Annotated in this window: 13 protein-coding genes; 6 read left to right on the forward strand and 7 right to left on the reverse strand. The window is 47.4% G+C overall.

Features of this window, described 5'->3' with window-relative positions:
- Positions 1-8 precede the first annotated feature (8 nt).
- Together LRP57_RS03520 and LRP57_RS03525 are read right to left on the reverse strand one after the other, a co-directional pair.
- Positions 9-1,028 carry a GNAT family N-acetyltransferase gene (locus LRP57_RS03520; RefSeq protein WP_231205139.1) on the reverse strand — a complete coding sequence of 340 codons (1,020 nt, stop codon included), beginning with the start codon at positions 1,026-1,028 and terminating at the stop codon, positions 9-11.
- Positions 1,029-1,158: 130 nt separating this feature from the next.
- Positions 1,159-3,183 (reverse strand): DNA topoisomerase IV subunit B, encoded by a 2,025-nt coding sequence (locus LRP57_RS03525; protein ID WP_269213838.1) that lies wholly within the window; start codon positions 3,181-3,183, stop codon positions 1,159-1,161.
- A gap of 252 nt (positions 3,184-3,435) precedes the next feature.
- On the opposite strand from LRP57_RS03525, the gene LRP57_RS03530 reads away from it, so the two are divergent.
- The 3 genes from LRP57_RS03530 (at position 3,436) to LRP57_RS03540 (ending at position 4,809) form a co-directional block, all read left to right on the forward strand.
- Positions 3,436-3,678 carry a DUF7455 domain-containing protein gene (locus LRP57_RS03530; protein WP_231205141.1) on the forward strand — a complete coding sequence of 81 codons (243 nt, stop codon included), beginning with the start codon at positions 3,436-3,438 and terminating at the stop codon, positions 3,676-3,678.
- 82 nt (positions 3,679-3,760) lie between these two features.
- Complete coding sequence (locus LRP57_RS03535) at positions 3,761-4,207, forward strand: YbjN domain-containing protein (RefSeq protein WP_231205142.1); 447 nt, start codon at positions 3,761-3,763, stop codon at positions 4,205-4,207.
- Positions 4,208-4,245: 38 nt separating this feature from the next.
- Entirely contained in the window at positions 4,246-4,809 is a 564-nt protein-coding gene (locus LRP57_RS03540) for a YbjN domain-containing protein (RefSeq protein ID WP_231205143.1), read from the forward strand.
- A gap of 191 nt (positions 4,810-5,000) precedes the next feature.
- On the opposite strand, the gene LRP57_RS03545 is transcribed toward LRP57_RS03540, so the two are convergent.
- The gene (locus LRP57_RS03545; protein WP_231205144.1) at positions 5,001-6,494 is read right to left on the reverse strand and encodes an RNA polymerase sigma factor; all 1,494 of its coding nucleotides are present in this window, start codon (positions 6,492-6,494) and stop codon (positions 5,001-5,003) included.
- A 164-nt stretch (positions 6,495-6,658) separates the two neighbouring features.
- Here LRP57_RS03545 and LRP57_RS03550 point away from each other — a divergent pair, with 164 nt between their 5' ends.
- Positions 6,659-7,741 carry a polyprenyl synthetase family protein gene (locus LRP57_RS03550; protein ID WP_231205145.1) on the forward strand — a complete coding sequence of 361 codons (1,083 nt, stop codon included), beginning with the start codon at positions 6,659-6,661 and terminating at the stop codon, positions 7,739-7,741.
- Positions 7,742-7,794: 53 nt separating this feature from the next.
- Here the strand turns inward: LRP57_RS03550 and LRP57_RS03555 are convergent, their stop codons facing one another.
- A complete protein-coding gene (locus tag LRP57_RS03555; RefSeq protein WP_231205146.1) occupies positions 7,795-8,145 on the reverse strand; it encodes an Rv2175c family DNA-binding protein in 351 nt (116 codons plus the stop codon).
- A 93-nt stretch (positions 8,146-8,238) separates the two neighbouring features.
- On the opposite strand from LRP57_RS03555, the gene pknB reads away from it, so the two are divergent.
- Positions 8,239-10,200 (forward strand): Stk1 family PASTA domain-containing Ser/Thr kinase, encoded by a 1,962-nt coding sequence (gene pknB, locus LRP57_RS03560; protein ID WP_231205147.1) that lies wholly within the window; start codon positions 8,239-8,241, stop codon positions 10,198-10,200.
- A 186-nt stretch (positions 10,201-10,386) separates the two neighbouring features.
- Here pknB and LRP57_RS03565 read toward each other — a convergent pair whose 3' ends face one another.
- The 3 genes from LRP57_RS03565 to LRP57_RS03575 form a co-directional block, all read right to left on the reverse strand.
- Entirely contained in the window at positions 10,387-11,742 is a 1,356-nt protein-coding gene (locus tag LRP57_RS03565; RefSeq protein WP_231205148.1) for a class II 3-deoxy-7-phosphoheptulonate synthase, read from the reverse strand.
- 62 nt (positions 11,743-11,804) lie between these two features.
- Complete coding sequence (locus LRP57_RS03570) at positions 11,805-13,022, reverse strand: pyrophosphate--fructose-6-phosphate 1-phosphotransferase (protein ID WP_231205149.1); 1,218 nt, start codon at positions 13,020-13,022, stop codon at positions 11,805-11,807.
- 288 nt (positions 13,023-13,310) lie between these two features.
- Complete coding sequence (locus LRP57_RS03575; protein ID WP_231205150.1) at positions 13,311-14,054, reverse strand: lysophospholipid acyltransferase family protein; 744 nt, start codon at positions 14,052-14,054, stop codon at positions 13,311-13,313.
- A 136-nt stretch (positions 14,055-14,190) separates the two neighbouring features.
- On the opposite strand from LRP57_RS03575, the gene LRP57_RS03580 reads away from it, so the two are divergent.
- Entirely contained in the window at positions 14,191-14,754 is a 564-nt protein-coding gene (locus LRP57_RS03580) for a 3'-5' exonuclease (RefSeq protein ID WP_231205151.1), read from the forward strand.
- Positions 14,755-14,760: the final 6 nt, after the last annotated feature.

The following is a 14,760-nucleotide window of genomic DNA, read 5'->3' on the forward strand; positions in this document are numbered from 1 at the left end:
CACTGATACTAGCAGTCAATGGAGTAAAGAACTTCCGCACGATCATCTACGAATCCTAAGCGTTCATACATTTCGTGCGCGTGATTTGCTGATTTTGTATCAACGTCTAAACCAATACGTGATACCCCTGTACGGGCGGCTGAAGCAATTGCTACATTCAATAGTTGCGTTGCTAAATGGTGGCCTCTGTGTTCTCTGCGTACTCCAAGCAATTCAACATATGCTTCTGGGCGGCCTGTAGCTACCCAGCTTTCGGCAGGTCGTCCCACTAAACAGTAGGCAACGATTTCTCCCGATTTATCTGTGAGGACACTTGACCAACGATCATCTACTGTGGACATTGCTTCATTCCACCATCGTCCGCGAAGCGGTGTGCCATAGTGATCGAGGAATACTTCCATATGCGCGCCACGCACAATACGACGATCAACCTGATCCCATTTACGTAGCGTGTATTCAGAACTGATATGAGGAGCTTCCTCTGATCCTTCAAGTTCACGGTACATGACTTGGAAACTACGTTTTGCTGAAAAACCTGCTGCAATACACAGGCGACGACGATCGGTCATATGTGAATCAACAAAGTTCACAATTGAGGCGGGCCGAGTGCAGTCTGCCCCAAAGGTATCAACGAGCATTTGGCGGGCACGACCGTCCTGCCAGTACAGTAAGGAACGGCCTATTCCCCGTCCTCGCCACTGCGGATCAACTACTGCTTCGATATTGGCCATGGCGCTTTCTTGAACATCGCGCATAACACGAACGCTGGCAAAAGCAGCTATTTTTCTATCGGGGTCAAGTCCAACAATCGTGTCGATCACATCACGCCCACGGGGACCTTCAAGCATATCTGCAATTTCCATTGCAGAGGTACGATAAATAGCTTGATCTATTGCTTCTGTACGCACGCATAAGTCGTAAATTCCCGGCGCATCTGAGGCAATCAGGGGCCTCCAGCGTAGACCAAGATGGGCACCGGGATAAGGTACAGAAACCGGTGCATTAATCCGGTCAGCAAGCCCTTTCATAAATTCTTTCCTAGCATGTATATACGACTCAAGTCCTATGTCTACTTTACGAAAAATGACACTTTAATGAAATATCAGGGAAACGCTCCCAATATATGGCACTCACAGCGCATTGTCGAAAAGAAAGATCCTAAGCATCAATGCGTGTACGATCAAGATGCGCAGCTTCATCTACGATGAAATCTTTACGCGGCCCCACAACTGAACCCATAAGTAATTCAAATGTGTCCTCAGCCTGTCTGAGGGCTTCTTCATCTGCCAGCGTGATGCGACGCAACGAACGATGGGTACGATCCATTGTGGTTTCAGCAAGCTGATCTGCGTCCATTTCGCCTAAGCCTTTGTAACGTTGGATAGGTTCTTTCCATGTGCGCCCAGATTTACGTAATGCAGCGAGCTGTCGATGCAATTCATCTTCTGAGTAGGTGTAGATAAGTTCACGAGCTTTACGCCCTTTAGCCATGACCTCAATCCGATGCAAAGGAGGTACCGCAGCATATACACGACCAGCTTCCACCATGGGCCTCATATAGCGGAAAAATAATGTGAGAAGCAATGTGCGAATATGCGCACCGTCCACATCTGCATCCGTCATAAGAATAACTTTGCCGTAACGTGCTTGCATCAGGTCAAATGTGCGTCCGGAGCCTGCACCAATCACTTGAATGATATTGGCGCATTCAGCATTGGCAAGCATGTCCGCAGTTGAAGCTTTTTGCACATTCAGTATTTTTCCTCGTATGGGGAAAAGAGCCTGAAATTGGCTATTTCGAGCTGCTTTTGCTGTTCCAAGTGCAGAGTCACCTTCTACAATAAAAAGTTCTGTGTGTTCTACATCTTCCATACGGCAATCAGCAAGTTTTGCCGGTAAAGAGGAAGTTTCTAATGCATTTTTTCGTCGAGAAATTTCTTTATGAATACGTGCAGATACACGCGCTTTCATTTCACCGACAATTTTTTCAAGAAGCAGTTGTGTTTGTTGTTTGTCGTCGCGTTTAGTGGAAGCAAATTTTTTGTCAAGCCATTCGGTGACAATTCGTGAAAGAAGTGTACGTATCTGAGGTGTCCCGAGAACTTCCTTTGTTTGTCCTTCAAACTGAGGTTCAGGGAAACGCACAGTGACCACTGCTGTCATACCGGCTTGAACATCCTCTTTTTCTGGACGACCATCTTTCGCATTCACTTTGAGTTTGCGTGCAGATTTATCAACATAAGAACGCAAAACTTTCAAAATTGCTTGTTCAAAACCTGCAACGTGTGTACCGCCTTTCGGAGTAGCAATGATATTGACGAAAGATTGAATATGCGTGTCATACCCAATTCCCCAACGTACAGCGCAGTCCACTTCACATACACGCTCAATTTCCTTAGCTTTGAGGTGTCCAGTATCAGAATCAAGTACCTGCACTGTTTCTGTAAAAGTACCTTGACCGGTAATGTGCCACGTATCAGTTACAGGCCCATCAGAAGCTAACCAATCCACGAAATCAACAACTCCTCCATCGAAACGGAAAGTTTCATGGAGGATTTCAGATCCTCGCTCATCCCAACAGTTAATGGTTAGTCCGGGGACAAGGAAAGCTGTTTGACGTGCCCGTGACAGTAGGTTTTCCCACGAAAATCCCTCAGTCGAAGGAAATATTTGAAAATCTGCCCAAAAGCGGACACGCGTTCCGGTGACGTTTTTCTTTACTTTTCCTACAGTTTTTAATGCAGATGAGTCTGTAAAAGGCGTAAAAGGAGAATTCGGCGTACGACTACGAGAATCATCAAATTCACCTGGTTCGCCTCGACGAAAGCACATACGATGGGTTTTGCCTGATCGATCAACTTCAACATCAACGCGCGCTGATAAGGCGTTTACTACTGATGCGCCTACACCATGTAAACCGCCGGATGCAGCATATGAGCCATTACCAAATTTTCCACCAGCATGGAGTTTTGTGTACACGACTTCTACACCTGAAAGCCCTATTCCTGGCACATCGTCAACAGGAATACCACGGCCATTATCTGACACGGAGGCCGAATGATCCGGATGCAAACGGATATCAATTTCGGTGCAATGACCTTCGAGTGCCTCATCAACAGAATTATCAATAATTTCCCACAAGCAGTGCATAAGGCCACGATGATCTGTTGATCCAATGTACATGCCGGGACGTTTGCGGACGGCTTCCAACCCTTCAAGGACAGAAAGATGCCGCGCACTATAGTCAGATGAAGCTGAAGAAGTCACTAGGTCATCTTAAAGAAGAAGCACTTCATTTGCTGTCTGCCCCGCCGCTTGCCCTCGTCTTCACGAAAGTGAAGGTATTTTTCCCTATATTTCTATACTTAACTTCGCTTGTGGCGAACTTCAGTGGACAAACGCGCATTTTTAGTCGAGTCATGGTGGGATGGAGTCATGGAAACAACATCTACTCTTGACCACAACACACGCACAACACCTGTCCTTACTGCGGCAGACCGTTGTGACTTGTGTGGTGCGCGGGCGTGGGTGCGTGCCACTATGAAAAATGGTTCTCTTTTATTCTGCGCACACCATGTACGTGGTCATGTGGATGCTTTGCGGGAAAAAGCTATAGAACTCATTGATGAACGGTATATTCTTTTCAGCGAAGAAGGCTCTGTCACTCCGCTTATGTAAATTTGGTTTTCGGTGGCCATCGGCGCATTATCTCTATTAGAGTAGTGTTGTATACGCATACGGTACATAAAAGGAGTCCCCAATGAGTATGCCTCCGACGGCATTGGAATCCACTCAATTTCCTGCGCTTTCACAAGAACGCATTATTCAACTTTTTAAGCAAAAGAATTGGCGTTACTACATCGATAATGAAGGCGACCTCGGCGGCATGTGGGAGGACAATACTTTCCATTTCATGTTACGTGGCGAAAAAAAAGAAATTCTTGTGGTTTCAGGTCGCTGGCATAACAACTGCCCTTTTGAAAAACTGGAACAAATCCGTGAGCTCATTATTAATTGGCATCGCGGGAAACTGTGGCCCAAATGCTATCACCGTATTGATGACGAAGGCCGTATTCGCTTATACACTGAAGTTTCTGTTGATTATGAGCACGGACTCACCGATAAGCAACTAGAGCAGCATATTGACTGCGCTCTGGGAACTTCCGGTCAATTTTTCTCAATGCTCGATGAAGAATTGGTTTCCTGAAGTACCTTAAGCCTTTGCCCACGAAGAAAGGACTGACGATGGGTTTCTTTTCCCGCTTACTGGGTCACGATCATGAGGATGATCCTGATCTTTCAAGCGCTCACGATGCTACTGTTCCTGCTACTCAGGCTCCTACCAGTGAACTCCTGCCAACGCCCACACTTGAGCCAATCTCTCAAGAACGCCTTATCACACTTTTTGACAAAGAAGAATGGCACTATGAGATTGATGCTGATGGTGATTTAGGAGGCCGTTGGGATAACGGTATTTTCTATTTTCTTTTCGCCGGCAACGAAAAAGAAATTCTCCACATCAGTTCCCGTATGCGTGAAGAAATCCCTGAAGAATGTGCAGATGATTTCAAGGTCTTTATTGAAGACTGGAATCGTGACAAAATCTGGCCAAAAGCTTATTACGTCTACACTGACGGCGGCCAATTGCATCTCCACGCTGAAGTAAATGTCGATTATGAGCAGGGTGCAAGTGATTCTCAGATCATGCAGCATATTCATTGTGCCCTTGGAACTACATTGAGCTTGTATTCAGCAACTATGGAACGCTTTAACATCCCATCTTTGGATGCAGAGGAAAACGACAAGTAGCTAAATCACGACAGTCCTTTCACAATAGGTAGGCTCTTTGGGAGCCTACCTATTTTCATATATTCACACCTTCAAGGCTCATCCATTTATTTATCACAGCGTCAAAGGCTTATCGATACGAAAGTGGCTCGGTGAAAAGAATTTCACCGAGCCAGTCATCACATGAAAGCTCCCAAAAGAGCCATCACGTGTCAGTCAAGGTAATCACGTAACACTTGGGAACGTGACGGGTGACGTAGCTTCGACATTGTCTTTGATTCAATTTGACGAATACGTTCACGAGTAACGCCATAGACTTTACCGATCTCATCTAATGTCTTTGGTTGGCCATCACCTAAACCAAAACGCATAGACACAACGCCGGCTTCACGTTCAGATAACGTATCCAAAACACGATGAAGCTGTTCTTGAAGCAACGTGAAAGAAACAGCATCAGCAGGAACGATTGCCTCTGAATCTTCAATGAGGTCACCGAATTCTGAATCGCCATCTTCACCAAGTGGAGTATGCAAAGAAATAGGTTCACGCCCATATTTTTGGACTTCGACAACCTTTTCTGCTGTCATATCTAATTCTTTTGCGAGTTCTTCGGGGGTAGGTTCACGCCCAAGATCTTGTAGCATCTGACGTTGCACACGAGCCAGTTTGTTAATGACTTCAACCATATGCACAGGAATACGAATGGTTCGTGCCTGATCCGCCATTGCGCGTGTAATCGCTTGACGAATCCACCATGTTGCATAGGTGGAGAATTTATAGCCCTTCGTGTAATCGAATTTTTCAACCGCACGAATAAGGCCTAAATTTCCTTCCTGAATCAAATCAAGAAATTGCATACCGCGACCGGTATAGCGTTTAGCTAACGAAACCACCAGACGTAAGTTAGCTTCGAGCAAATGATTCTTTGCCTGCTGACCATCTTGAGCAAGGAAGTGCAATTCTCGTCGTTCTTTCGAGGACATTTCATCAGAGAAATTCTTCAAACGGTACTCAGCATAAAGCCCCGCCTCAATGCGACGAGCAAGATCAACTTCCTGTTCCGCGTTGAGCAGCGAAACTTTACCAATCTGTTTGAGGTAGTCCTTAACAGGGTCAGCTGTGGCCCCAGCAACCGTTACCTGTTGAACGGGTTCATCCGTATCATCCGAATCCGAGACGACAAAACCGCCCTTTACTTGGATACCTTCGGATGTACGTTCACGTAGCTGAGCACCCTCACGCGTTGCGTTATCAGCATCTGAATCAGAGTCTTCATCATCTTCGTCGTCAGTGTCGAGGTCTGAATCATCAACGTCAATATCTTCATCAGTGATATCAATATCGACATCCTCAACGTGCACATCAATTTCGTCAGCATCAAGGGTAATATCATCCTGAACATCAACTTCTTGTGTTTCATCAGGAGTAGTAGCTTCTTGAGCTGCAGAAGTCTTTACTTCAGAAGACTTCTTACGCGCCGAAGACGACTTTTTTCGTGAAGTCACTGTGGTTTGAGAATCTTGTTCAGCAAGCTCATCAGTACTGGCAGTTTCAGCCTTTACTTTCTTCGTAGCCTTTTTCTTTGCAGAAGTCGCCTGAGTCGTAGCTTTTTTTGTCGACTTTGCAGCAGAAGCCTTACGAACGGGAGCAGATCCAGCCTTATCAGACGTACTCGAAGCAGCAGCAGCGGCCTTGGTTGTGCTCACACGGAACCCTTTCACGGCAGATAGGAAAAGCCAGCCGAAAAAACACTTCCGACGGCGCGACGCATACCATTATAATCAACCTGACTCATTCTGCCTTTTGATAATCCTTCCTTGCGATGTGGGATCAGTCGCGGTATATGACTTTACGCAACTAAACTGCACCTATGACACCTCTGGGCGAACGCATTCCCCGACTGCGCACACTGATCGATACGTCAACGCACGAAGCGCTCACACGCGCATTCCAACTATCACAGGTCAGCAACCACACGCAGGACCTACAAGATGCCGCTTACGCTCAAGTGACATCTGGTAAACGATTCCGCGGAATCCTTGCCATGCTAGGCGCAGAATACATACGTCCTCACAGCACAGCTACGGTAAGCCTGGCAGCAGGACTTGAACTTTACCAAGCTAGTGCTTTAGCACATGACGATTTAATTGACCATGCAGCAACTCGTCGCGCAAACCCTACCCCACATATACGATTCCGCGATATACATATCCAGAACACCTGGTCAGGAAATGCCGCAGACTTCGGTGCCGCCGCAGCTATCCTCCTTGGCGATTTCCTTTTTTCTGCCGCAGAAATCGCACTTTCCGATCAATGTGCTCTCCTCACTGAACAGACAGCACAACGTCTCATGCAGCGCTACGCCATGATGCACGCACAAGTAGCTATCGGACAATATTTAGATATACGCGCAGAACATCTCCCTTTGGATTCACAGGTGAGTGATGCCATTGTTTTATCGGATATTCTTCAGGTTGCACGTTACAAATCTGCTCTTTATTCGGTTGTTCATCCCTTTATCTTGGGTGCGATATCCGCCGAGGCCACAGAAGAACTGATAACTCAGCTAGAACACATTTTGCTACCCTGGGGTTTAGCTTTCCAACTACGTGACGACGACCTCGGAGTTTTCGGTGATCCCTGCCGCACAGGAAAACCCTCAGGAGACGACCTGCGCGAAGGAAAACGCACAGCTCTCCTTGCCCTCACATGGCACAAGGCCAGCTATAGTGAACGTGAACTTTTGTGCACCGTACTAGGAAATGCGGATGCAGATGATGACGCGCTTGCCCAAGCCGCGCACATCATCGACATTCACGGACGAAAACCACATGAAGCACTCATCACTCAGCTTGTCGATGAAGGTCATGCACATATGGCTTCCCTACCACACGAAAGAAATGAGGATATCCTCAGCGGTATCGCACAGATACTCACCGAACGCAGTGCCTAATACACGCAGTGCCTAATACACACAGCACGCTCATCCTCTTGCTTCAGGGCTACTCACAGAGCCAAGGCACTCGCAATCGCATTCACACGGTGATGCCGCCCTTCACGCAAAGCACTCATGGGTGTTTGCCCTAATTCATCATCCACGCGATACAACCATTCCAAAGACTCTTGAGGACTAAAACCGCCATCTGCAAGCAAAGTTAAAGTACCCGGCAAATTATATAAAAGCTCCCACCCGTATTCACCGAGTACAAGCATATCTGCCGGAATCGCTTGTTTTCCTGAAGTATCCTTCACACACAACACCAAGTGATCGCGAACGAACTGCTTAATTTTTCGCGCTTCTACGCCCAGACGACGAGCAGCCTCATCTACAGATAAAAACTCAATAGTTTCGCACATAGGACACAGCCTAATAGCTCAAAGATATTCCTGCCTGTGACCACACCGTCTTTTATTCAGCACACTGACACAAAACTCCCGTAGAATCCGACCGTGAGCACTACCGACGACACTCAACCACCACGCGATGATAGGCAGATCTCTGATCCGCTTCTTGGTGTACTTGTTGATAATCGGTATCGTATTACTGCGCAACTTGCCCGCGGTGGAATGGCAACAGTCTATGTAGCTGATGACGAGCGTCTTGATCGTCCTGTTGCTCTAAAAATCATGCATCCACACCTTGCTGATCGTGAAGACTTTGTCGCCCGATTCCGGCGAGAAGCGCGCGCCGCAGCACGTATCGTTCACCCGGGTGTTGTCTCTGTTTTCGACCAAGGTGTCATTGGCTCACAAGGCTACCTTGCTATGGACCTCATTGATGGCCCTAATCTGCGTGTCCTTTTACAGTCACATGGGCCTGTCACTGTTGAACGTGCGCTGACAATGGCTCGTGAAATATTGGAGGCATTGGAGGCCGCGCACACAGTCGGTGTGATCCATCGTGACATCAAACCTGAAAATGTCCTCATCTGCGCACAAGGTCCTGTGCGACTCACCGATTTTGGTTTAGCGCGAGCTGTTTTTGAATCTTCACATTCCACCACCGGTTCTATGCTTGGAACTGTCGCATATGTTGCTCCTGAAGTTGTGACCCAGGGCCATACAGATGCGCGTACTGATTTTTACGCAGTGGGGATTTTGCTATACGAATTACTCACTGGCTCAGTCCCGTGGTGTGGTAAGACACCTATTCAGATGGCTATGCACCACGCTCAAGATGATGTTCCCGCTCCGTCGCAGATAGTCCCGTGGCTTCCAACTGATGTGGATGAACTTGTCGCATATTTGACCGCTCGTGATCCCGATTATCGGCCACCTCATGCCCGTGAAGCTATTGAAGCAATTAATCAGGTTCTTGCTGTGCTTCCACCGGAAATCGCAGGTCAACGTTTCCGTGAAGCCGGTACACAAAACAGTGATTTTGAAGCAAATACTTCCATCGTTGAACCTGTGACAATGACTGCCGCTTTACCATCTGGTCTTTTGGAGAATACTCATACAACGATTCGCACTTCCTCATCAGTTTCCGTTGATCTTTCAGCGGCTCATACGCCTCATCGTGGTCGTCGTATCGCCCTCATCCTCACTGTTATCCTGTCTGTTCTTGGAGTAGGTATTGCAGGCGGCTTATGGTGGTGGAATGAATACGGTCCGGGTGCTTATGTGGAAGTTCCTACTTTAGCTGGGTCCACCGCTGACAATGCTCAATCTGTTTTAGAAAACATGGGAATCGGTATTCTACGTGAGGACGAATTCTCTGATGATGTGATGTCAGGGTACGTGATTGATACGGACCCCTCGGCTGGCGGTCATGTCCATAAAAACGGTGAGGTACGTTTACGTATTTCTAAAGGCATTGATATGAAAGTTGTTCCGCCTTTAGAAGGTTTGTCGCATAAAGAAGCAATCAATGCCTTGATTGATGCAGGACTCAAAGCTGGTACCGTCAGCGAAGAATGGTCTGAAACAGTGAAAAAAGACTTGGTTGTTTCTCAATCTGCTACAGCAGGAACTTCCCTTGCGCATGATAGTACCGTTCATTTTGTTATTTCCAAAGGTCGTGAACCTATCACTGTCCCAACGCTCACCGGTTTGAGTGCGGATGAGGCAAAAGGATCTTTAACAGCACTCGGACTACTCCCGCAGGTAAATGAAGCTTTTTCTGACACAGTTGAAGAAGGAAAAGTCATTTCCCAAGATACTGAAAGCGGCACCACACAGTATCGTGGTGATACTGTCACCTACACCATTTCAAAAGGCCCTGAACTTATTGCTGTTCCTAATGTATTCGGTAAACAGGAAAAAGACGCAAAAGCATTATTAGAATCTGCAGGTTTCACTGTTGAGGTCAATCGTTTCCTTGGTGGGGTCTTTGGAACAGTTCGATCAACCGATCCTGCAGCTGGAACAATGGTACGCCGAGGTTCCGTTATCACCATGTCTGTTGTTTAGGAACGTAGGTGCATACTCACCGCCTGCTCACATTGTCACGTACCGGTCGTGCGCGTAGGTCAAACCCGTTACTGACTATTTCTTTAATTTTGACCTATAGCCTTTATTTTCAGATCGAATGTGCACCTATTACAAAAGTAACCGGTGCGCTGCTCAATGCAGCACACCGGTATTAAAAATGAGTTCTCACCTTAAAAGCTCAGCCACTTGGAAAGCCATCTCTAATGATTGTTGGTGATTGAGACGTGGATCAACCAATGTTTCATAGCGATCTGCCAATGATTCATCATCAAGTTTTTCCGACCCCCCAATTACTTCCGTAACATCATCACCGGTCAGTTCAACATGAATACCACCCGGGACTGTTCCCACCTGCTCGTGAGCTTCAAAGAATCCACGTACCTCATTCATAATCGTTTCAAAACGACGAGTCTTGTATCCTGTAGATGAAGTAATTGTGTTTCCATGCATAGGATCCGTTGTCCACGTAACTGGGCGACCATCTGATGCTGCAGCTTGTAAAAGCGGTGGTAAGGCATCACGGATCTTATCAGCACCCATACGGGTGATAAAAGTTAAACGACCTTCCTCGCCGTCAGGATTGAGTTTTTCCATCAAGCCCAGCATTTGTGAAACGCTGGTCGTTGGGCCAAGTTTCACACCGATAGGATTACGCACACGAGCAAGAAGCTCAATATGAGCGCTTTCGAGGTCACGTGTACGTTCCCCTACCCACAAAAAATGGCCAGATGTATCGTAAGGTTCACCTGTACGCGAATCAATGCGTGTCATGGCTGATTCATATTCGAGGAGCAGTGCCTCATGTGAGGAGAATAAATCCACCTCACGCATTGCTTCGAAATCTGCGCCTGCTGCTTCCATAAATTTCACAGCGCGGTGGATTTCTGCTGCTAAAGACTCGTACTTTGAATATGCAGGATTTTGGGTAAATCCCCTATTCCAATGGTGAACGAGACGTAAATCTGCATAGCCACCTTTTGTAAAGGCGCGAATCAAATTTAGGGTTGAGGAAGCGTGATGGTACAGATCTAACAGACGTTTCGGGTCCGGTGTGCGCGCGTCTGCAGTAAATTCAAAAGAATTTACCGCATCTCCCCTATAGGAAGGTAAAGTCACGCCATCACGAGTTTCCATATCCTGCGAACGCGGCTTCGCATATTGCCCAGCGATTCGTCCGATCTTCACCACAGGTAAAGAGGCTCCGTAGGTTAATACGACCGCCATCTGCAAGAGAGTCTGGATTTTAAGGCGCAAATGATCTGCCGTTGCCTCCGCAAATGTTTCCGCACAATCACCGCCTGTGAGGACAAAAGCTTCCCCTCGGCCTGCGGCTCCCATCCATGCACGCAAATCATCCACCTCACCTGCAAAAACAAGAGGCGGTTGACGGCGTAATGTGCTTGTCACATCTGTGACAGCATCCGCATCGGGATATGTCGGCTGTTGTAAGGCTTCACGGTCACGCCACGTATCCCAAGGAGGGGTACTCCCCGCGTCTGGAGCAGAAAGTTGTTCAGGCACGACTGTGCGTAGCAGGGCTAGGTTTTCCCTGCTACGCGCGCTTCGTGGAATCGGTGGAACCGTCACTTTGATGCAGGAACGAGATCTTGACCGATGCGAGCCATCAAGTCCACAAACCATTGCTGAGTAATATCGAATGGTTTACCACCAGCAATACGTGGGAACGGGATAGCGCATAAACGGTCACCGTTTTCTTCATCATGACCGATAACACCAGCTTCGCCACGTAAAGCACATTCGACAGCAAGATCAGTCATTGATTTGATGAGGCGCAAGTCATCTGCATTTGCACGTGAGGAACGTGAGAAGTAACCAGACTTTTGCACCATGACTTTTTCAGCACCAATACGGTCAGCAAATTGCTTAGCAAACCATTGACCTGGGTTAATGGTGTCGAGTTTGACGTGACCGAAGGGGTCACGCTGCACTTCAATACCTGCTTCTTCCATTTCAGCAATGATTTCAGGAACACCTGCACCTTCAGATAGGAAGATATTGACGTTGCCCTGCTCATCCATGATGGCGCGCAAACGTTCAGCTTCCTTATCAATGTCAAATGACATTTCCGGTAGGAACACAGCATGGACGGACCAGCGTTCTTGTGACAGTCCAATAGAAGGTACCCATTCTTGAGTGTCAGTCCACTGTGTGTAACGCTGAGCGGCGGCGGCAGTTAACCAACCACAGTGACGTCCCATGACCTCATGAATGATGAGCATACGCGGGTTGGAACGATGTTCACCGATGATATTTTGAGCAAATTCTGAGGCTTCTTCGGCAGCAGTCCAGGCTCCTAAAGACTGGCGAATAGGCACCACGTCATTATCAATGGTCTTAGGCAAACCGACAACGGTCAGTTCGTAGTTATTGTCATGTAAGTATGCAGCAAGGTCTGCAGCTGTGGTGTTTGTATCGTCTCCACCAATTGTGTGCAGAACATCCACCCCGTCCTTACGAAGCTGTTCAGCTGCTTTTTCCAGCGGATTTTCGCCCTCGGCAACAAGTCCACGTTCAACGAGGTTCTTCGCATTGGTCAGTTTAACTCGGGAATTACCAATAGGTGATCCACCGAAGCGATGCAAAATCGCGGCATGGGCGCGAGCTTGTTCGTCAACGACGACGAAATTACCAGTGAGTAGACCGTGATACCCATTCTGGTAGGCAATGATTTCAATAGAAGGATCAATCTCATTGTAACGTTCAATGAGCCCGCCGACAGCGGATGAAAGACAGGGAGCGAAACCACCTGCAGTAAGTAGTGCAACACGACGAACCGTCATGGAATGGACACCTTTCACCAAAGGCACGGACCGGCTGTCCGCGCTTATCATATGTGATTGTAGTCTGTGGAGTGCGGGGCTACAGAGGCGCTCAAGTCCTAGACAAATAAATATGATGCTACTCACCACGCATTGTATTCATCTTCTTTTGAGTACACGCACTCGCATACAGCGCAAAAACCCGTTGATTTTATCTATATTTCATAAATTTCATCGGGTATCTGTCATACTTTTATGCTTCTTCAGCAGGATCCGCATTTTCAACGAAATTCGTAGTATTTTCGTTTCCTAATTGTCGCTTTCAGGCGATACAACAGTAGTGCCCCCAGGAAGTGGACCTTCAAAAGTTCCATCCTGTGCCATCTGAGCTTTCATATCGGCTGCATACATATCCACGTATGTCTGACCTGATAAAAGCATGAGGTTGTACATGATCTCATCGGTAATCGCACGTAAAACGAAACGATCTTGATCTAACCCTTTATATCGGCTGAAATCCAAGGGTTCCCCAACGAGTATTCCAATATTTTTTCGGCTGGGGATACGCTGACCAATAGGTTGAGCATCATGCATACCGATCATTGCCACAGGAATAACGGGGGCACCTGATAAAAGAGCCAGACGAGCAACACCTGTTTTCCCACGATACAAACGCCCATCTGGACTGCGTGTTCCTTCAGGATAAATACCGAAAAGTTCACCTTGAGATAAGCGCGCAAGACCCGCGTTCAATGCGGCTTCCGAAGCGCGTCCCCCGCTGCGATCTACAGGGATTGTGCCAACAGCTTTCATGAATGTTTTTGTTGCCCAGCCTTTGACACCTGTTCCGGTGAAATAATCGGCCTTACCCATGAAAACAACTTCCCGATCAAGCATCATCGGAAGAAAAATAGAATCCCACACGGCATTATGATTTGATGCCAGAATTGCAGGCCCTTCTTGGGGAATATTTTCTTTTCCACGAATCCACGGTTTATAGGCTGCTTTCAGCAACGGACTGCCTGTGGCTTTCAGCGCTTGGTAGAAACCCACGCTTCCTCCTCGGATGTATCAGGCTTAGCGCAAGGAACGCATTACTATCTACTGTATGTCCTCTGGTCCTCGCCTACCTAATAGCCGCACGCATACAGCACTGTTTACGCACACTCGTGCGAGATGTGATGCACATGTGGCCAAGCTTCTTCAGGAAAACGCTCACTGGCTCATTGTCGATGTCGAAACAACGGGACTGACACATGAGGATGCATTAACTGAAATTGCTGCGCTGCGCGTATCACATGGGCACATTACGGGTACTTTCCACACTCTCATCAATCCTCAACAGGCAATCCCTGAGGTTGTCACTCGTATTACTGGTATTCATGAGGCAATGGTTGCAGATGCCCCTCCTGTAAAAATTGCAATAAGAGATTTTATTCAGTGGCTAACCCAGCAGGGCACGACAAATCACCCTGATCCAGTTTTTGTTGCGCATAACGTGCCTTTTGATCTGGGTTTTATTCAGCGCGCTGCACAAAAATACGAAATGACATGGCCTGAACTACGCACTATTGACACTTTGGAACTCTCGCGTGCTTTGTTGCCAAAACCACGTGTCGCTCATCATCGTTTAGGCACTGTAGCCTCATATCTACGCATTGGCGAGGGACAGCACCATCGCGCATTACAAGATGCGCATATGACGTGGCATGTCCTCGAAAAATTTATTGAAATGTGCTCTGATAAGGACTAAAACACC

It is taken from the genome of Schaalia sp. lx-260 (assembly GCF_021083645.1).
In the GTDB taxonomy this organism is placed as follows: Bacteria; Actinomycetota; Actinomycetes; order Actinomycetales; family Actinomycetaceae; genus Pauljensenia.

What these genes read in the sequence shown, in the direction of transcription:
- LRP57_RS03520 (WP_231205139.1), bottom strand. Translation starts at nt 1,028, where the DNA reads ATGAAAGGGCTTGCTGACCGGATTAATGCACCGGTTTCTGTACCTTAT.
- LRP57_RS03525 (WP_269213838.1), bottom strand. Translation starts at nt 3,183, where the DNA reads ATGTACATTGGATCAACAGATCATCGTGGCCTTATGCACTGCTTGTGG.
- LRP57_RS03530 (WP_231205141.1), top strand. Translation starts at nt 3,436, where the DNA reads ATGGAAACAACATCTACTCTTGACCACAACACACGCACAACACCTGTC.
- LRP57_RS03535 (WP_231205142.1), top strand. Translation starts at nt 3,761, where the DNA reads ATGAGTATGCCTCCGACGGCATTGGAATCCACTCAATTTCCTGCGCTT.
- LRP57_RS03540 (WP_231205143.1), top strand. Translation starts at nt 4,246, where the DNA reads ATGGGTTTCTTTTCCCGCTTACTGGGTCACGATCATGAGGATGATCCT.
- LRP57_RS03550 (WP_231205145.1), top strand. Translation starts at nt 6,659, where the DNA reads ATGACACCTCTGGGCGAACGCATTCCCCGACTGCGCACACTGATCGAT.
- LRP57_RS03555 (WP_231205146.1), bottom strand. Translation starts at nt 8,145, where the DNA reads ATGTGCGAAACTATTGAGTTTTTATCTGTAGATGAGGCTGCTCGTCGT.
- LRP57_RS03570 (WP_231205149.1), bottom strand. Translation starts at nt 13,022, where the DNA reads ATGACGGTTCGTCGTGTTGCACTACTTACTGCAGGTGGTTTCGCTCCC.